Genomic DNA, 17,623 nt, shown 5'->3' on the forward strand with positions numbered 1-17,623 from the left:
CGTGCGTTACGCCTGTTGCGGCTCGGCCGTGCACGCAGCGTCGAACGCGCGCTGCAGCGCGGCCGCGTCGAGATCCTCGCCGATCAGCACGAAGCGGCTCGCACGCGTTTCGCCGTCCTGCCAGCGGCGGTCGAAATAGCTGTCGAAACGGCGGCCGACACCCTGGATCACGAGCCGCATCGGCGCGCCGGGCAGCGCGGCGAAGCCCTTCGCGCGGTAGATCGTGTGCGCTTCGACGACCCGCTGCAGCGCGGCGATCGTGGCTTCGCGCGTGCCGGCGTCGCCCGACACGACCACCGAGTCGAAATCGTCGTGATGGTGATCGTGATCGCCGTCGTCGGCCGAGCCGTGATGGTCGTGACGCAGGTGGATCGTTTCTTCCGATGCCGACTCGAGGCCCAGCAGCATCGCGAGATCGAGTTCGCCGCGCGTCGCGCGCACGATCTTCACCTGCGGCGGGATCTCGTCGCGGATCGCGGTTTCGATCTGCGCAAATTCCGCGTCGCCGACGAGATCGGCCTTGTTCACGATCACGAGATCGGCGGACGACAGCTGGTCGGCGAACAGTTCGTGCAGCGGCGATTCGTGGTCGAGGTTCGGATCGGCGCGGCGCTGCGCGTCGACGGCCTGCGGGTTTTCCGCGAACTGGCCGCTCGCGGCGGCCGGCCCGTCGACGACGGTCACGACCGCGTCGACCGTGAAGCTGTTGCGGATCGTCGGCCAGTTGAACGCCTGCACGAGCGGCTTCGGCAGCGCGAGACCCGACGTCTCGATCAGCACGTGGTCGATGTCCGCACGGCGCTCGACGAGCGCTTCCATCACCGGATAGAACTCTTCCTGCACGGTGCAGCACAGGCAGCCGTTCGCGAGTTCGTACAGCTGGCCCGCCGCTTCGCCCTGCGCGCCGTCGGCATCCTCGCAGCCGATGCCGCAGCCCTTGAGGATCTCGCCGTCGATGCCGAGTTCGCCGAATTCGTTGACGATCACCGCGATGCGGCGGCCTTCGGCGTGCTGCAGGATGTGGCGCATCAGCGTCGTCTTGCCGCTGCCGAGAAAGCCCGTGACGATCGTGACGGGGAGCTTGCGTAGGGTCATGGTAGGTCTGGTGTCGAAGAAGGAATCAGGACGGGATCGTCGCGTCGGTGGCGGCGAGGCAATTCATCGGGCGAAGCGCAGGAAGATCGCCGCGTGATCCGCGCGGACAGCCGCACGACGGGCGGAACAACGAATCGGACATGACGCTTCCTTGCGAACGGTCGACATCGTGAATGCCAACACGGCTGCCGCCGGCCCTGCCCGCGCCGCCTGCCGTTCGCCGTGCCGGCCCGGGCGCGTTCGCGCGGGGGCAGATCGGCGGAGGAAGCGGAAAACACCGGGCGTCGGGCCTGCTGCGGCCGTGGACGATGCGCCGCCTCCCCGCGGCGCTGAACCCCAACGTTTAGGCCGGTATCCGGGCTGGCGAACACGCCGCTTCGCCTTCCCGGATGCGCGCGGCATCCAGTGGCGGTCGTCCGCCTGCACGCGGCACGCGGCAGGCGGCGAAGCGGCGCTGCATCGCGCTGCGCGCGACACGTTCGCTTACCGTTGCGGGGGCAGCACAGGTTGGCTCGACTGCGGTGCAGGCAGGCTCCCTGTTTCCCGTTTAACTGCGCGCGCCGGAGCGGCACGCGCGAGCACCAAAACGCGTGCGAGTGTAGGCGGCGGTGCGGGGAGCGTCAAGGCGAGCAGCCGGCGGCGAACGCGAATGATTGTCGTTTTCAACTAGTCGAGATAAACTTCACCCGACAACAACGAAACCACTGCGCAACGGCAATGTGAGGCAATCACTCAGTCATCCTTAAATCTTCATGTCGAAACGACAGATATCCGGGCGGCACTTTCCTGTGCTGGCCCTGTCGCTGTGCTCGATCGCCGGTGTCGCCTCCTTCCCCGCCCCGGCGGCCGAATTCGACGACGAACTGCCCGCGGTCGAGGTGCGCAGCCGCCGTCACCCAAACGATCCGCGCGCCGAAAGCGTGAGCACGGCAACCCGCACCGCGAGCCATCCGCGCGACGTACCGCAAACGATCGACAGCGTCGCGGTCGAGGAAACGCTGTCCTATGGCGGCCGCACGCTGGCCGACGCGCTGGCCGGTGTGCCGGGTGTGTCCAATACGTCGGATACGCGCTTCGATTCGTTCCGCATTCGCGGCTTTTCCGCCGCGGGCGACCTGCTGCTCGACGGCATGCGCGACGACGCGCAATACGTGCGCAGTCTCGGCAACATCGAACGCGTCGAAGTACTGAAGGGGCCGGCGGCGGCGCTGTACGGGCGCGGCAGCGGCGGCGGCGTCATCAACCGGATCACCAAGCAGCCGCTGCCGGAAAACTTCGGACATCTGTCGGCGGCGACCGGCAGTTATGGGCGGCTCGGTGCGTCGGTCGATCTCAACCGGACCCTGTCGAGCGCATGGAGCGTGCGGCTGAATGCCGGACGCGAATACGCGGGCAGCTTCCGCGACCATGTCGACGGCACGCGCCAGTACGTCGCGCCGTCGATCAAATGGCGGGGCGCGCGGCGCAGCTGGCTGCTGCAGTTCGAATACGACGCGTACCGACGCGTGCCCGATCGCGGCATGCCGGCGCCGGTCGCCGTGCTCGACGCGGCCGGCAAGCCGGTCGCGTACTCGCTGCCGTCCGCGCGGCGCGCAACCTTCTTCGGCGCGGCGGGCCGCGACACCATCCGCGACGCGAACATGAACTGGCGCTCGGTCTTCACGCACGCGTTCGATGACGGCTGGGAGCTGCGTCATACGCTGGGCGTGCTGGATTTGCGCAGCACCTTCGACAATACCTACGTCACGCAAAGCTACGTCACGAAGCCGCGCGACTATCGGCGCGTGCAGCGAGCGCGCTACCTGCAGGACATGACGCATCTCAACGTGCAGACCGGCATCGAACTGGGCGGCAAGGTCGCGACCGGACCGGGGCTGCATCATCTGCTGTTCGGCATCGAATACGGCTGGCAGAAACGCAGCCCGACGCTCTGGCAGGCCGACGCGGCGCCGGTCCCGATCGGCGGACCGGATCGTTTCGCACTGGCCGGCTCGGCGCCGCGCCCGTATGCGATGAATCGCCACCGTGTCAGCGACTACGCAATCTTCGCGCAGGACCGCATCGACCTCGGCCGAGCGTGGAAGCTGCTCGGCGGCCTGCGTGGGGAACGCTTCGACGTCGCTTCGACCAACGCGCTGAACGGTCTGCATTCGCGGCGCACGACGACGGCCTGGAGCCCGCGGCTCGGCGTCGTGTGGTCGCCGGTCGGCGCGCACAGCGTGTATGCGTCGTACAGCAAGAGCTTCGCGCCGGTCGGCGGCGACCTGATCGGCATCACGCCGGACGCGCGCGGCAACGCCAACGATCTCGGCCCGCAATACAACCGCCAATACGAGATCGGCGTGAAAAGCGACTGGCGCGACGGCGCGCTGAGCACGACGCTCGCGCTGTTTCAGCTCGATCTGTACAACCGCCGCGTGGCCGATCCGGTTCGGCCGGGATTTTTCGACCTCACCGGCCTCGAGCGCAATCGCGGCCTGGAACTGGGCGTCGCCGGCCGGCTCGTGGGCGACTGGTTCGTCCGTGGCGGCATCGGCTGGCAACACGCGCGGGTGGTCGACGCCGAGCCGAAGTACGCGGGCAAGCGCTCGGCGGGCGTGTCCGGGGCGAACGGCAGCCTGTTCGTCAGCCATGCGCCGCTGCGCGGATTTTTCGCCGAACTCGGGCTCGTGTACGAAGGGGCGCGTTACGCGGATCGCGACAACCTGCTCGAACTGCCCGCCTACGTCCGCTGGGACGGCAAGGCCGGATATCGCACGCGTGACTTCGAGGTGACGCTGGCGGCCGTCAACCTGACCGATCGTGACTACTATGCGAATGCGACGAGCCTCGCGCAGATCATGCCCGGTTCGCCACGCACGTTCACGCTGACGGCGGCGTACAAGTTCTGACCGCGCGGGCCGCGCCGACGCCCCGCGCAGCCGGCCCGCCGGGGCTTGCGCGCCGCAAGCCCTGTGCTATCGTATGCGCCGCGTTCGGTGCTCGCATGCGCATTCCGTGCATGCAGTTAAACGGGAAACAGGAGGCGGCCATCCGCCCGGCCTGTGCTGTCCCCGCAACGGTACGCCGCCCGCGCGACGCGCTTTCCCGCGCCTGCGCCCAGGCCGCCCTCGATGCCACTGCCCTTCAGCCGGGCGGGAAGGCTGCGGCCTGGCAAGCGGCCAGCCCGGATACCGGCCGACGCAAGGGGCGAGCGCGATGCTCGCCGAACGCCCGATCCGCGGGGGACGGATGGGGTGCGCATTCCGCCCGCGTTCGCGCGAGCTTCACCCGATTCGCCATGCACTGCCTGCCCGCCGGCCGCCGATGTGCCGCCCGCCTTTTCTGTTCCACTGTTTCGACACGGTGCGTGCCGTGCCGCGTGCAATGAGCCGCGCATGGCTCGTCGGCGCCGGCCCCGGCGATGCCGACCTGCTGACGCTCAGGGCCGTGCGCGCGATCGGCATGGCCGACGTGCTGCTCGTCGACGATCTCGTGAACCCCGACGTGCTGTGCCATGCGCGCGCCGGCGCGCAGATCGAGCACGTCGGCAAGCGCGGCGGCCATGCGTCGACGCCGCAGGAAGCGATCGTCGCCGCGATGCTCGCGCACCTGCGGGCGGGCCGCAGCGTCGCGCGGCTCAAGGGCGGCGATCCGTTCGTGTTCGGCCGCGGCGGCGAGGAGCTGGTCGCGCTGGGCGCGGCGGGCTTTCCGGTCGAGATCGTGAACGGCATCACCGCGGGTATCGCGGCGCCGGCCGCGCTCGGCATTCCGGTCACGCAGCGCGGCGACGCGCAGGGCGTGATCTTCGTCACGGGCCACGGCGCGGGCGTCGACGAGCCCGACTGGCGCGCGCTCGCGGCCACGCGCATGACACTCGTGATCTACATGGGCATTCGCCGGCTCGACGCGATTACCGCCGCGCTGCGCGCCGGCGGCGTGCCCGGCGATACGCCGTGCGCGGCGATCGAGAATGCGACACGCCCGGAACAGCGGCACGTGCTCGCGACACTCGACAGCCTCGTCGAACGCGTCGGCACGACCGGCCTCGGTTCGCCGGCGATCGCCGTGATCGGCCGCGTCGCGGCGCTCGCCGACGATCCGGCGGTGCGTGCGGCGCTCGGCGGCCACGCATGATGCGCGTCGCGCTCGGCATCGGTTTCCGCACGGGCGTCACGGCCGCGCAACTCGATGCCGCGATCCGCGCGGCGCTGGCGCGTTACCCGGCCGCCGAACCGGCGCTCGTCGCGACGCTCGCCGACAAGGCGCGTGCCCGTGCGCTGCGCACGCTGTGCGCGCGCCGCGGCTGGCCGCTCGTCGCATTCGACGCGGTGCGGCTGGCGAGCCATCCCGAACTCGCCGTGAGCGGCCCGTCGGACGCCGCGCTTGCACGCTTCGGTGTTGCCGGTGTGGCCGAACCCTGCGCGCAGCTCGCGGCGCCGCACGGCAGGTTGCTGGGCCCCAAATCCATCCGGGACGGCGTGACGGTCGCGCTCGCCGGCCCGCTCTGAACCCTTTGTTTCGCTTTCGACAGGACGATTTCCGATGAAGACCGATGCCGAATCCCATCAACGGATGACCGAACGCCGCCGCGCCGGCCACGAGAAGAAGCAGGCCGCCGCCACCCAGGAAAAGGGCCTGCTGATCGTCAATACCGGCAACGGCAAGGGCAAGAGCACGGCTGCGTTCGGCATGGCCGTGCGCGTGCTCGGCCACGGCATGCGGCTCGGTGTCGTGCAGTTCATCAAGGGCGCGCTGCACACGTCCGAGCGCGACTTCCTCGGCGCGGTCGCGGAATGCGATTTCGTGACGATGGGCGACGGCTATACGTGGAATACGCAGAACCGCGACGCCGACATCGCGACCGCGCGCAAGGGCTGGGACGAGGCGCGCCGGATGATCGAAAGCGGCGATTACCGGATGGTGATCCTCGACGAGCTGAACACCGTGCTGAAGTACGAATACCTGCCGCTCGACGAAGTGCTCGCGACGCTCGTCGCGCGTCCGGATTCGGTGCACGTCGTCGTGACCGGGCGGCACGCGCCCGATGCGCTGATCGACGCGGCCGACCTCGTCACCGAAATGCGGCTCGTCAAGCATCCGTACAAGGAGCAAGGCGTGAAGGCGCAGCGCGGCGTGGAGTTCTGAGCGTGCCGGCCTGCCCCGCGCTGTTCGTCAGCGCACCCGCGTCGGGCCAGGGCAAGACGTCGGTGACGGCCGGCCTCGCGCGGCTGCACCGCCGGCTCGGCCGCCGCGTGCGCGTGTTCAAGACCGGGCCGGATTTTCTCGACCCGATGCTGCTCGAACGCGCAAGCGGCGCGAGCGTGCATGCGCTCGACCTCGGCATGGTCGGCGAGGCCGGTTGCCGCGCGCTGCTTGCCGATGCCGCGCGCGAAGCGGACCTGATCCTGATCGAAGGCGTGATGGGGTTGTTCGACGGCACGCCGAGCAGTGCCGATCTCGCGGCCGCGTTCGGCGTGCCGGTCGTCGCGGTGATTTCGGCGAAGGCGATGGCACAGACGTTCGCGGCGATCGCGTTCGGGCTCGCGCGATTCAGGCCGGAGCTGCCGTTTCACGGCGTGCTGGCGAACCGCGTCGGCTCGGCGCGGCATGCGGAACTGCTGCAACAGGCGCTGCCGGGCGACCTGCGCTGGCTCGGGCACGTCCCGGCCGATGCGGGCATCGCGCTGCCGGAGCGGCATCTCGGCCTGCACCAGCCGGCCGACATCGACGATCTCGACGCGCGGCTCGACCGCGCGGCCGACGTGCTCGCGCAGACGGCGCTCGCCGAATTGCCGCCGGCCGTCGCGTTCGCGGAACCGGACGCCTCGGCGCCGCTGCTGCGCTCGCTCGCCGGCAAGCGGATCGCGGTGGCGCGCGATGCGGCGTTTTCGTTCATCTATCCGGCGAATCTCGCGCTGCTCGACGCGCTCGGCGCGCAGTTGCGGTTCTTCTCGCCGCTCGTCGACGAACCGGTGCCCGACGATTGCGACGCGCTATTCCTGCCGGGCGGCTATCCGGAACTGCATGCGGCGACGCTGGCGGCAAATGCCGCGACCGCGCGGGCGATTCGCGCGCATGCGGCGGCCGGCCGGCCGATCGTCGCGGAATGCGGAGGGATGGTGTATCTGTGCGAATCGCTGACCGACGTCGACGGCTCGACGACGCCGATGCTCGGCGTGCTGCCGGGCCAGGCAACGATGCAGCGCCGGTTCGCGGCGCTCGGCATGCAGCAGCTCGACACGCGCACCGGGCCGATGCGCGGGCATACGTTCCACTATTCGCGGCTCGCGACGCCGCTGGAGCCGGTCGCGAGCGCCGCGCGTCCCGACGGCGCGCCGGGCAGCGGCGAAGCCGTCTATCGCCACGGTGCGATCGTCGCGACGTACATGCACATGTACTGGCCGTCGAATCCGGATGCGGTCGTGGCGTTGTTCGGCGGAGAGGCGTTCTGAACGATCGCGCACGACGCGCAATCCGGTTCCGTCACACCAGAAACGCCTCGGCCAGCTTGACCCAGTACGACGCGCCGGTCGGCAGCGCCGCGTCGTTGAAGTCGTAGCCGGGGTTGTGCACCATGCAGCCGCCCTCCCCGTCGCCGTTGCCGATGATCAGGTAGCAGCCCGGCCGCTTTTCGAGCAGGAACGCGAAATCCTCGCTGCCGGTGAGCGGCACCATCCCGTCGATCAGATTGGCTTCACCGACCCACTCGCGCGCGACGCCGCGCGCGAACGCCGTCATCTCCGCATCGTTGACGAGCACCGGGTAGCGGCGCTGGTAGTCGATCGTCGCGGTCGCGCCGAACACGGCGGCCTGCGCGTGCACGACTTCCTTGATGCGTGTTTCGAGCAGGTCGCGCACCTCGGGCTTCAGCGCACGCACCGACAGGCGCATCTGCGCGCGATCGGGAATCACGTTTGGCGCCTCGCCCGCGTGGATCGCGCCGACCGTGACGATCGCCATGTCGAGCGGCGACACGTTGCGCGACACGATCGTCTGCAGCGCCAGCACGATCTGCGCGCACACGACGACGGGATCGATCGCCTTGTGCGGCACCGCGCCGTGACCGCCGCGGCCCTGCACGTCGATGACGACGGTATCCGACGATGCCATGAACGGCCCCGGCAGGAAGCCGAACTGGCCGGTCGGAAAGCCCGGCATGTTGTGCATCGCGAAGATCGCGTCGCACGGGAACTGCTCGAACAGCCCTTCGTCGAGCATCTTCTTCGCCCCGCCGAGCCCTTCCTCGGCCGGCTGGAAAATCAGGTTCAGCGTGCCCGAGAAACGGCGCTCGCGCGCGAGATGCTTCGCGGCCGCGAGCAGCATCGCCGTGTGGCCGTCGTGGCCGCATGCATGCATCTTGCCGGCGATCGTGCTCTGGTACGGCAACCCGGTCGCCTCGTGGATCGGCAGCGCGTCCATGTCGGCGCGCAGGCCGAGGCGCTGCGCGCCATCGCCGACCTTCAACTGCCCGACGACGCCGGTACCGCCGAGCCCGCGATGCACCGTGTAGCCCCACGACTGCAGTTGCGCGGCGACGAGGTCGCTCGTCGCGAATTCCTCGAAACCCAGCTCGGGATGGGCATGAATGCGGTGCCGGATCTCGATCATTTCATCGGCAAGGCCTGCGGGGATCACGCTGTGCGCCACGGTGTCGTCTCCTGGTGTGCGGGGGAATGTGCACGCAAGGATAGTCCGTTCGATGGCAACCTGGCAGACGGAAAGTCGTCACGGTAGCAACTGGTGGTTGCCATGTGAAAACATCGCTCTCGCAGTCGGTGCCAGCCGGCCATCCGGACGACTGCCGCTGATGGCCCGGATACGTGAAACTGCGCGTTCCACGTCGATTTTCCGCCCAGGAGGATCCGGAGATGCTCGCTCAAATATCGGAAATACTTCCTGCATATCAAAGGGTTGCAGATTCTTGTTCATTTTTTGACGGTTGTACATTTTTTGTGTACGCTAACAAAAAAGTGAACAAGCGATCCTCCCTGATGCCAGAGAACGCTCCTCTCCCTCTGTCGGAACAGCACGTGCTCGACGACGCCTGCGCCGCGTTCGGCCGTGCAACCCGGCGCTTCAGCGCGCGGCCCGTGCGGGTGCCGGCTGCGTACCCTGCGCGCGCCGACGCGATGATCCGCTTCGACGTGGCCGGGCACGTATTCGACATGCCGGTCGCCGTGAGCCTGCGGACCGAATCGCTGACGGCCGCGCTCGCGGCGTTGCGCCGTCGCGGCGGCGATGCCACGAAGCCCGGCGAGCGGCCGCTGATGTTGGTCACGCCGCATCTTTCGGCCGAACTGGCCGCCGCGCTGATCGACCAGGGCATCCCGTTTCTCGACGTCGCCGGCAACACCTGCCTGATCCAGCCGGAGGCAACCATCATGATCGCTGGCCGGCCGAAACCGGCACGCGCGCCACGCCGGCACGCGTCGCGCGCAACCACGCCGAAGGGGCTGGCCGTGATGTTCGCCCTCGCGACGCAGCCGGGCCTCGTCGCACAGCCGTACCGGGGAATTGCCGCGGTGTCGGGCGTCGCGCTCGGCACCGTCAATCTCGCGATGGACGACCTGATCGCGCGCGGCCTGGTCGGGCAGCGCCGCAACGGCGAGCGCCTGATTCCCGACTGGCCGCGCTTCGTGCAGGAGTGGGCTTCGCTGTACCCCAGCCGCTTGCGCGCGAAACTGCCGAGCCGCCGGTTTGCCGGCATGACGCCCGACTGGTGGCGCAGTTTCGATTTCGCGGCCTTCGATGCGCAGCTCGGCGGCGAGCCGGCGGCCGATCTGCTGACGCACGATCTGAAGCCTGCCGCGATCACCGTCTATACGCACGGCGCGGTGTCGAACCGGCTGCTGTTGCAGGCGCGTCTGCGCCCGGACGAGCAAGGCGACGTCGAAATCCTCGAAGCATTCTGGCCGCGCTCGCCGGCGCTCGACTGGCGCGAGCAGGATGTGCCGCTCGTGCCGCCACTGCTGATCTACGCGGATCTCGTGTCGTCCGGGGACAGCCGCAATCTCACCGCCGCCGAACGGATTCATGACCGATACCTCGCCCATCCGCCCGCTTGAAGTCGACGCAAGCCGGCCGCTCGAACCGGCAGCGGTCGCGCTGTTGCAAGCGGTCGGCACGGCCTGCGCGCGCCTCGACGCAGCCTTCGTCGTCGCCGGCGCAACCGCGCGCGACATCCTGATGTGGCACGTCCACGGCATCCGGCCCGTGCGCGCGACACGGGACGTCGACGTTGCCGTGTGCGCGGTGAGCTGGCCGTTTCACGCGCAACTCGTCGACGCACTCGTCGCGACGGGGCAATTCACGCGTGCGCCCAAACAGCAGCAGAAACTGCTGTTCGACAGCGGCACGCACGGCTTTCGCACCGAGCTCGATCTCGTGCCGTTCGGGCCGCTCGAAACAACACCAGGCGAGATCGCCTGGCCGCCGGGCGGCGAATTCGTGCTGACCGTGCTGGGCTTTCAGGAAGCGGTCGATACCGCACTGGCCGTGTCGATCGGTGCGGACAACGTGGTGCCGGTGGCGAGCCTGCCTGCGCTTGCGTTGCTGAAATTGCTCGCGTGGAAGGACCGGCGCGCGCGCCAGAACAGCGACGCATACGACCTGCTGTTCCTGCTGCGTCATTACCACGACGCCGGCAATCGCGAACGAATCTGGGATGCCGCGCCGGACCTTCTGGAAGTGCATGCATTCCAGCCGGGCCTTGCCGCGGCCGGGCTGCTCGCACGAGATGCGAAACGGATCGCTTCGCCACAAACGCGCGACGCCGTCCGCACGCTCTTGTCCGACGAAGCGACTTACACGACGCTCGGCCAGGATCTGCTGGCCCGTGCGTTCGCGTCGCTGCCGGGTGAATTCAACGACGACGCCGACCGGTATCTCGATGCGTTCCGCCGCGCGTTTCTCGTCGATTCGCCCGCTCCGCACGCATGATGCGTCGCGGAGCAGCAGCGACGTCATCGCACTTTCGGCCGGACGTGTTCATGCCGCCCAGTCCTCGAGCGACAACCCCGCGACACGGCCGAATTCGCGGCCGTTGTTCGTGACGAGCACCGCGCCCGCCGCGATCGCATGCCCGGCAATCGACGCATCGTTTGCGCCGATCGGCGTGCCGCGCGCGGCGAGATCCGCGCGGATCGCGGCCGTGGCATCGACTGCCGCCGTATCCCACGACAGCACGCCGTCCAGCCGCGAGATGAAGGCCGTCACGAGTTCCGCATGCTTCGGCGACGCCTTCCTGCCAACCGCGCCGAACCGCATCTCGGCATAGGTGATGGCCGACACGACGATCCGGTGCTGCGCATTCACGCACGACTGCAGCCGCGACAGCACCACGGGCGGCCGTTCGCGCATGATGAACGAACAGATGTTCGTATCGAGCATGTAGAGCGTGGTCACCGGCTGGACTCCGTCGGCGCGTCGGTATCGCCGGACAGGTCGAAGCGACCGGGCTCGATGACGGCCGGGCGCTCGGCAAGGAAATCGGCATCGACCAGCGGTTCGTTCGCGAACGACAGCCACGTCGGCCGTACCGGCCGCAGCAGCAAGGTGTCGCCCTCGCGGCGGATCTCGAGTTCGGTCACCCCTTCGAACTCCATGTCCTTCGGGATGCGGATGGCCTGGTTACGGGCATTCTTGAAAATGGAAACGGTGCGCATGAGCCACTCCATGGGAGTACGATGCGCCCATTCTAGACATATGCTGGCATATGTCAATTTAGCGGGAGGCGAATTCGCCGTTGCGTCCCACGTTGTCGAGGATGTCTGATTCATGCTGCCGGCCTGTCGTCGATGAGAGGAGCGATCCATTCTTCACGACGCAGGCCGCGCGGTCCATATCCCGGACGGCTAATGCACACGCATCGCAAGGCCGCGCGCAACGCCGCATCGACGCTGCGCGCGGCGCCCCGTCACGGTAACCGGAAAGTGTCAAAGAACGTATCGCGCTCGATCACGGTGAGCGCTGCCCGCTTGTGCGGGAAGTCGAACTCCTTCAGCGTGTAGAACCCGAGCCGGTGCATGTACGCGATGTGCCGCACGTGATCGACGCGCGGCTCGCCGACGAGCCGCTGCGTGCGCGGTTCGTCGACGAACATGTAGTGCAGCACCCCGCTCCACCACGCATGCAGCTTGCCGGCGCTCTGGAAGCGCGAGTCGCCGATCAGCAGGTGCAGCCCGCGATCGTAGTCGTGCGCGTCGTAGAACGGCGCGAGACGGTCCTCCTTCGCCCAGTAGAACTCGAAATAGCCGAACGGCGTGTCGTCGAAATAGCCGATCATCGGGTGCATGTGCGGATCGGCAAGCCGCTCGGCGAGATACGCCGCATGCTCGTCGCGCGTGCCGCGCTGATCCCAGAAATGCGCGACGCGATCGAGGTTCATCCAGCCGCTGAACAGGTCCGCGTGCGCGTCGATGTCGACGGTGCGCAGGCTGAACGTCATCCCGACCTGCGGCATGTATCGCGCATAGATCTCGCCGGCCGGCGACGGCGGCCGCACCGGATGCCGGTGGCCGTCCGTGATCGCGTAGCGCAGCGGCATCCCGCCCGATGCAGGCGCCTTCAGCCACGGCCGCGGGTTCTGCCAGAACGTCGTCCGCGATACGGTGAGCCGCAGCGTGTCGCCCGCGACCTGCGCGCCGTCGATCACGCCCTCGCGCACTGCACGCGCGACGTACGACTCGACGGCTGCCGCGTCCGCGCCGGCGAGCGGCACCGAGATCATCGCGATGTCGTGCCGCGTGTCGGTGTTGAACAGCGCGACGAATGCCGCGAGCAGCGCGTCCGGCGCATCGTCGGGCCGCCATGCATCGAGCGTGTGCTCGACGATCGACACGCCCTGCCTCTGCGCGGCGCCGTCGAGCGCGGCAGCCACCTCACCTTCGACGGCGTCGGCGGCGCCGGCCGGTTTCGTCAGCGTGTCTTCCATCAAAGTACTCCCGCGTCGTGGCGGTCGGCGAGGACGTGCAGCCCCCGCTCGAGCGCCGGAAACAGGCTGCGCTGGAAGTTGTTCCAGCGCAGTTCGAGAATCGTGTCGTCCGGCGCGATCGGCGTGTCGAGCACGTCGCTGATCACCTCGCCGGAATCGATGCCGTTGTCGACGTAGTGAAACGATGCGCCCGTCATCGTCACGGGCGCGACGGACGACGTCGTGCCGCTCGCCCAGTCGACCCGTTCGCCGCGCGCGCCGTGCAGCGCGTCGAGCGTCGCCCACGCGCCGCGGCGCTGATACGGCGAATCGTCGGCCGTGATGCCCGGGTGGATGTTGGCGATGCGCCGGTGAAAGCGCGCGCCGGGCCGCACGAGCTCGTCGAGGATCACGAGCAGCCCGTCGAGCACGACGATGTCGGCGTCGAGTTCGAGCAGACGCTCGAGCAGGCGTCGCTCGAACGCCTGCTTGCCGGCCACGCGCTCGCGCGCGTCGCGCGGCAGCCGCCGGTACGTCGACGCAATCGTGCAGAACAGTTCGTCGACCGGCCGGCCCTGCACCGTCAGGCCTTCCGGCAGGATCCACGGCCGGCCCGGCGTGCGTGCGAAGCCGTAGTCGGCGACTTTCGCGCGGTCGGCGGGCGACCCTTCGTCGTCGTCGACGATCACGCCCTGCAACGTATAGCGTTCGCCCAGCGACGAATCGTTCAGGCGCTCGACGAGGAATTCGAGCGGCGCCTTCATGTAGCGCGTGCCGCCGCGATAGGCGACCGGCTGGCCGGCACGATCGGCCGCGCCGTTGCGCAGCGACTGGATGTAGACGAGATTTTTCTTCGGCATGGAGGCGTCGTGGAAAAGCGGACGAAGGCGCCGCGGCCGGCCCGCGCCGGCCACGAAGGCCGGCCGGCTGGCCGCGGCACGCAACGTCACCAGTTGTATTTCGCGGTCGCGATGACCGTGCGGTCGGTCCCGAACACGCAGACGTTCATCGACTGGCAACCGCTGATGTAATGGCGGTTGAACAGGTTCGTCCCGTTCACGGCGAAGCGCCAGTTACGCATGTCGTAATGCAGGCCCGCGTCGAACAGCGTGACGCTCGATACCGTCAGCGAGTTGTCGGCCGCACCGGCCGACGCGCTCTGGTAGCGAATGCCGCCGCCGAGGCCGAAGCCCGCGAGCGGCCCCGTGTGCCAGGTCCAGTCGGTCCACAGCGACGCCATCTGGCGCGGACGCGGAATGTCGACCGGCCAGTTGTTCAGCGAGACGTCGTTGGCCTGCACGTTCTTCACGTCCTGATAGACGTACGACGCGATCACCGACAGGTTCCGCGTGACCTTGCCGGTCGCGCTCAGCTCGATCCCGCGCGAACGCACCTCGCCCGTCTGCACCGACTTCGTGCCGGTGTTGTCCTGGCTCGGCAGCGCCGGCGTGAGCACGTTGGTCTGGTTGATCTGGTAGATCGCCGCGTTCAGCATCAGGTTCTTGCCGGGCGGCTGCCAGCGCAGGCCGGCCTCGATCTGCTTGCCGCGCGTCGGCTGCGGCAGCCCGCCGCCGAGCAGGTTCACGCCGATCAGCGGGTTGAACGACGTCGCGTAGCTGATGTACGGCGACAGCCCGTAGTCGCCCTGGTACGTGAGGCCGACGCGGCCGGTGAACGCCGTGACGTCCGCCTTCGTCGACGTGCCCGCCGCACGATCGTCCTGGCGCATGTTGACCCAGTCCTCGCGGCCGCCGAGCGTCAGCGTCCAGCGGTTCCACTTGATCTGGTCCTGCGCGTACAGGCCGAACGTGTTCATCGTCGTGTACGTGTTGGTGCGGAACGTCGCGTCGGGCGTGAACACCGCCGTCGTGACGGGCTGGTACACCGGGTTGTAGATGTTCAGCGGCGGCGCGGCGGCGAGCCACTCGCTGTCGGTCGCGGTCTGGCGGTTGTACTGGAAGCCGAGCAGCAGCGTGTGCTGCAGCGGGCCCGTCGCGAAGCGGCCCTCGAGGTTGTTGTCGATGTCGAAGCGGCTGTAGTTCATCTGGAACACGCCGGCCCAGCGCGACACGTCGGTCGTGCTGCCGTCGACGAAGCCGTTGCCGAACACCGAGCCGTTGTCGAGCGACAGGTGCATCAGGCGCGTGTTCTGGCGGAACGTCCAGGCCGGCGTCAGGTTGCGCTCGAACTGGTAGCCGACCGACCACTGCTTCTTGCGGTAGTAGTTGAAGGCGCCGTCGCCTTCGTAGACGTCCTTGTTGATCTGGCCGTTCGGGTTCGGCAGCACCGTGCCCTGCGCGGGCACGAAGTTCGACGAGATGTCGCCCCAGTCCTGCAGGTACGTCGCGGACAGCGTCAGCGACGTATCCGCGTCCGGGCGCCAGCGGAACGACGGCGCGAGCGCGACGCGCTGGTCGTTGTTCGGGCCGGTCAGCGCATTGCCGTCGCGCGCGACGCCGACGAACCGGTACGCGTACTTGCCGTCCGGGTCGAGCTTGTCGCCGACGTCGATCATGAACTGCTTGCGCGCGTAGTTGCCGATCTGCACCCCGGCTTCGCGCACGCGCTCGCCGTCGGCGAGCTTGGTCTGTACGTCGATGATCGCGCCCGGGTCGCCCGCGCCGTACAGCACCGAGGTCGGCCCGCGCAGCACGCTGATGCTGTCGATCATGTACGGATCGACGCGCCAGCTCGCGAGGTTGATCGTGTTCGGCACCTGCAGCCCGTTCACGTAGGCGGTCGGCGTGAAGCCGCGCAGCGCCGCGTACCAGTCCGAGCGGTTGTCCGAACCGTACGACGAGAAGCCCGGCACGTAGCGCAGCGCCGCGTTCACGTCGGTGGCGCCGGTCATCTCGATCTGCTGCGCGGTGACGACGTTGATCGTCTGCGGGATCTCGTTGAGCGGCGTGTCGGTCTTGGTGCCGCTCCTGCTGCGCTTCGCGACGAGCCCGACCGTGCCGTCGCCTGCCGAGGCCGCGTTGACGGTGATCGCCGGCAGCGTGCCGTTTTGCGCGCCGGTCGACGTACTCGTCGTCGCGCCGTTCTGCGCACTGCCGGCCGACGCCGCGGCGCCTGCGTTCACGGCCGGCGCCGTCTGGGCGTATGCGTGCCCTGCCGCCGCCATCCCGAACGCCACGCTTGCCGCGGCTGCGATCGCACGCAAACGCGTGCCTGTTGCCCACTCCATCTTTCTCTGCTCCACTTTTTTCATGCGGTCTCCGACCGCGCCTTTGTCAAAGAGCGAAAGCCATCCGGCCCGCGCTCACCCCGTTTTCCCGTCGTTTTTCATGCAGTGCCCGGGTCGCGCCTTCGTCATGGGCGGACGCGATCCCGTCTTCGAGCGACGCGCAGATTTCGTCCGCGCGGCGCGCCAGTACCGACAGCAGCGTGTCGGACAAGCCGTGGCTGTCTTCGCAGCAGCCTTGCAGGTAGATGCGCGGCGTGAAGTGCTCGGGCGTCGCGAGCAGGTAGTCGCGCGTGACGTCGCCGCGCGTGAGCGCATCGCCCAGGTGCGGCGCGAGCCCTTCGAGCAGCGCCGAATGCGTGTCGCGGCGGTAGCCGGTCGCGAGCACGAGCGCATCGAAGCGCTCGACGCGCGTGGCGCCGCTCATCCGGTCGCGCAGCGTCAGCTCGACGCGGCCGTCGGCCGTGCGCACCGCGGCCTCGATCGCGCTGTTCGCGAGCAGCGCGTGGCGCGGCGTGCCGTCGATGCGCTGCAGATACAGCATTTCGTAGATCTGCTCGATCAGCGGCCGGTCGACCACCGCGTAGTTCGTGTCGCGATAGCGCTCGAGCAGCGCGCGGCGCGCGTCGTGCGGTTGCGCATAGACGACATCGGTGAACTCGGGACTGAAGATTTCGTTGACGAACGGGCTGTCGTCGGCCGGCTTCAATGCGCCTGCGCGCATCACGAGGCTCGCATCGACGTGCGGGAAGCGGCGCGCGAGATCGATGAACACCTCGGCCGCGCTCTGCCCCGCGCCGATCACCGCGACGCGGCGGCGCTCGCCGTCGGGCGACGCGACGAGCCGGTCGATGTCGGTCAGGTACGACGACGAATGGATCACGCGGTCGCGGCCGAGCGCGGCGAACGCGTCGGGAATCGCGGGCGTGCCGCCGACGCCGACCGACAGTGCGCGCGTGACACGCTGGCGCTCGTGGCCGGCCGCGTCGCGCGACAGCACGCGCAGCGCGTCGATCGTCGCGCCGTCGCCGCGTACCGGCTCGATCGCCAGCACGGTCTCGCCGTAGTGAACGCGGTCGTCGAACGCGTCGGCCACCCAGCTCAGGTAGTCATGGAATTCGACGCGGGTCGGGTAGAAGTTCTTCAGGTTGACGAATTCGTTCAGGCGGCCGCGTTCGAACAGGTAGTTGATGAACGTGTAGCGGCTTTTCGGATCGCGCATCGTGACGAGATCCTTCAGAAACGAGATCTGCATCCGGCAGTCGTCGAGCAGCATCCCGCGATGCCAGCCGAATTCCGGCTGGCGCTCGACGAAGCAATGGGCGAACGTGCGCGCGCCGCTGCGCTCCGCGAGGCGCACGGCCAGCGCCAGATTCGACGGCCCGAAGCCGACGCCGATCAGGTCGAATACGGTTTCTCTCTGCATGTCTCAGTTCCCTTGTCGGTGAATC

The 17,623-nt window shown here is 68.6% G+C and carries 15 protein-coding genes and 2 riboswitches; of the genes, 7 read left to right on the forward strand and 8 right to left on the reverse strand.

All coding sequences use genetic code 11. The annotated features are described in order from the left end of the window. Positions 1 to 6: 6 nt before the first annotated feature. Complete coding sequence (gene cobW / locus U5798_RS21475; RefSeq protein ID WP_322083123.1) at positions 7 to 1,095, reverse strand: cobalamin biosynthesis protein CobW; 1,089 nt, start codon at positions 1,093 to 1,095, stop codon at positions 7 to 9. A gap of 328 nt (positions 1,096 to 1,423) precedes the next feature. Then, positions 1,424 to 1,696, reverse strand: a riboswitch (cobalamin riboswitch). A gap of 151 nt (positions 1,697 to 1,847) precedes the next feature. On the opposite strand from cobW, the gene U5798_RS21480 reads away from it, so the two are divergent. The 5 genes from U5798_RS21480 (at position 1,848) to U5798_RS21500 (ending at position 7,529) form a co-directional block, all read left to right on the forward strand. Continuing rightward, complete coding sequence (locus U5798_RS21480; RefSeq protein WP_322083124.1) at positions 1,848 to 3,986, forward strand: TonB-dependent siderophore receptor; 2,139 nt, start codon at positions 1,848 to 1,850, stop codon at positions 3,984 to 3,986. Positions 3,987 to 4,054: 68 nt separating this feature from the next. Then, a riboswitch (cobalamin riboswitch) is annotated at positions 4,055 to 4,292 on the forward strand. A 109-nt stretch (positions 4,293 to 4,401) separates the two neighbouring features. Then, on the forward strand, positions 4,402 to 5,211 hold the full coding sequence (gene cobA, locus U5798_RS21485; RefSeq protein ID WP_415859509.1) for a uroporphyrinogen-III C-methyltransferase: 810 nt from the start codon (positions 4,402 to 4,404) through the stop codon (positions 5,209 to 5,211). Further along, on the forward strand, positions 5,208 to 5,585 hold the full coding sequence (locus U5798_RS21490) for a cobalamin biosynthesis protein (RefSeq protein WP_322083126.1): 378 nt from the start codon (positions 5,208 to 5,210) through the stop codon (positions 5,583 to 5,585). Before cobA ends, U5798_RS21490 begins: the two co-directional genes overlap by 4 nt. A gap of 34 nt (positions 5,586 to 5,619) precedes the next feature. Next, positions 5,620 to 6,222, forward strand: coding sequence for a cob(I)yrinic acid a,c-diamide adenosyltransferase (gene cobO, locus U5798_RS21495; protein WP_124451668.1), 603 nt, complete (start codon positions 5,620 to 5,622; stop codon positions 6,220 to 6,222). Positions 6,223 to 6,224: 2 nt separating this feature from the next. Then, positions 6,225 to 7,529 (forward strand): cobyrinate a,c-diamide synthase, encoded by a 1,305-nt coding sequence (locus U5798_RS21500; protein WP_322083127.1) that lies wholly within the window; start codon positions 6,225 to 6,227, stop codon positions 7,527 to 7,529. Between the two features lie 31 nt (positions 7,530 to 7,560). On the opposite strand, the gene U5798_RS21505 is transcribed toward U5798_RS21500, so the two are convergent. Next, complete coding sequence (locus tag U5798_RS21505; protein ID WP_322083128.1) at positions 7,561 to 8,724, reverse strand: M20 aminoacylase family protein; 1,164 nt, start codon at positions 8,722 to 8,724, stop codon at positions 7,561 to 7,563. A gap of 344 nt (positions 8,725 to 9,068) precedes the next feature. Between U5798_RS21505 and U5798_RS21510 the strand changes: the two genes are divergently transcribed. Continuing rightward, the gene (locus U5798_RS21510) at positions 9,069 to 10,142 is read left to right on the forward strand and encodes a type IV toxin-antitoxin system AbiEi family antitoxin (RefSeq protein WP_322083129.1); all 1,074 of its coding nucleotides are present in this window, start codon (positions 9,069 to 9,071) and stop codon (positions 10,140 to 10,142) included. Continuing rightward, a complete protein-coding gene (locus U5798_RS21515; protein WP_124451660.1) occupies positions 10,111 to 11,016 on the forward strand; it encodes a nucleotidyl transferase AbiEii/AbiGii toxin family protein in 906 nt (301 codons plus the stop codon). The genes U5798_RS21510 and U5798_RS21515 overlap by 32 nt, the downstream gene beginning before the upstream one ends. Before the next feature lie 48 nt (positions 11,017 to 11,064). Here the strand turns inward: U5798_RS21515 and U5798_RS21520 are convergent, their stop codons facing one another. The 6 genes from U5798_RS21520 to U5798_RS21545 all read right to left on the reverse strand — a co-directional run bounded on the left by U5798_RS21520 (position 11,065) and on the right by U5798_RS21545 (position 17,598). Then, positions 11,065 to 11,481, reverse strand: coding sequence for a PIN domain-containing protein (locus U5798_RS21520; RefSeq protein WP_322083130.1), 417 nt, complete (start codon positions 11,479 to 11,481; stop codon positions 11,065 to 11,067). Continuing rightward, positions 11,478 to 11,741 carry a type II toxin-antitoxin system VapB family antitoxin gene (gene vapB, locus U5798_RS21525; RefSeq protein WP_322083131.1) on the reverse strand — a complete coding sequence of 88 codons (264 nt, stop codon included), beginning with the start codon at positions 11,739 to 11,741 and terminating at the stop codon, positions 11,478 to 11,480. Before vapB ends, U5798_RS21520 begins: the two co-directional genes overlap by 4 nt. A gap of 251 nt (positions 11,742 to 11,992) precedes the next feature. Then, complete coding sequence (locus U5798_RS21530; RefSeq protein ID WP_124451654.1) at positions 11,993 to 13,009, reverse strand: GNAT family N-acetyltransferase; 1,017 nt, start codon at positions 13,007 to 13,009, stop codon at positions 11,993 to 11,995. Continuing rightward, positions 13,009 to 13,848 (reverse strand): N(5)-hydroxyornithine transformylase PvdF, encoded by an 840-nt coding sequence (locus U5798_RS21535; RefSeq protein WP_124451652.1) that lies wholly within the window; start codon positions 13,846 to 13,848, stop codon positions 13,009 to 13,011. The genes U5798_RS21530 and U5798_RS21535 overlap by 1 nt, the downstream gene beginning before the upstream one ends. A gap of 86 nt (positions 13,849 to 13,934) precedes the next feature. Continuing rightward, positions 13,935 to 16,199, reverse strand: a complete 2,265-nt coding sequence (locus tag U5798_RS21540; RefSeq protein WP_322083132.1) for a TonB-dependent siderophore receptor — start codon at positions 16,197 to 16,199, stop codon at positions 13,935 to 13,937. Between the two features lie 22 nt (positions 16,200 to 16,221). After that, positions 16,222 to 17,598 carry a lysine N(6)-hydroxylase/L-ornithine N(5)-oxygenase family protein gene (locus tag U5798_RS21545; RefSeq protein WP_124451648.1) on the reverse strand — a complete coding sequence of 459 codons (1,377 nt, stop codon included), beginning with the start codon at positions 17,596 to 17,598 and terminating at the stop codon, positions 16,222 to 16,224. Positions 17,599 to 17,623 lie beyond the last annotated feature (25 nt).

The organism is Burkholderia sp. BCC1972, from assembly GCF_905339605.1.
GTDB lineage: Bacteria > Pseudomonadota > Gammaproteobacteria > Burkholderiales > Burkholderiaceae > Burkholderia.

Bases quoted from the DNA above. Each gene is read 5' to 3' on its own strand.
- cobA (WP_415859509.1), top strand. From the start codon at position 4,402: ATGTGCCGCCCGCCTTTTCTGTTCCACTGTTTCGACACGGTGCGTGCC.
- U5798_RS21490 (WP_322083126.1), top strand. From the start codon at position 5,208: ATGATGCGCGTCGCGCTCGGCATCGGTTTCCGCACGGGCGTCACGGCC.
- U5798_RS21535 (WP_124451652.1), bottom strand. From the start codon at position 13,848: ATGCCGAAGAAAAATCTCGTCTACATCCAGTCGCTGCGCAACGGCGCG.
- U5798_RS21480 (WP_322083124.1), top strand. From the start codon at position 1,848: ATGTCGAAACGACAGATATCCGGGCGGCACTTTCCTGTGCTGGCCCTG.
- U5798_RS21515 (WP_124451660.1), top strand. From the start codon at position 10,111: ATGACCGATACCTCGCCCATCCGCCCGCTTGAAGTCGACGCAAGCCGG.
- cobO (WP_124451668.1), top strand. From the start codon at position 5,620: ATGAAGACCGATGCCGAATCCCATCAACGGATGACCGAACGCCGCCGC.
- U5798_RS21510 (WP_322083129.1), top strand. From the start codon at position 9,069: ATGCCAGAGAACGCTCCTCTCCCTCTGTCGGAACAGCACGTGCTCGAC.
- cobW (WP_322083123.1), bottom strand. From the start codon at position 1,095: ATGACCCTACGCAAGCTCCCCGTCACGATCGTCACGGGCTTTCTCGGC.
- vapB (WP_322083131.1), bottom strand. From the start codon at position 11,741: ATGCGCACCGTTTCCATTTTCAAGAATGCCCGTAACCAGGCCATCCGC.
- U5798_RS21545 (WP_124451648.1), bottom strand. From the start codon at position 17,598: ATGCAGAGAGAAACCGTATTCGACCTGATCGGCGTCGGCTTCGGGCCG.
- U5798_RS21540 (WP_322083132.1), bottom strand. From the start codon at position 16,199: ATGAAAAAAGTGGAGCAGAGAAAGATGGAGTGGGCAACAGGCACGCGT.
- U5798_RS21530 (WP_124451654.1), bottom strand. From the start codon at position 13,009: ATGGAAGACACGCTGACGAAACCGGCCGGCGCCGCCGACGCCGTCGAA.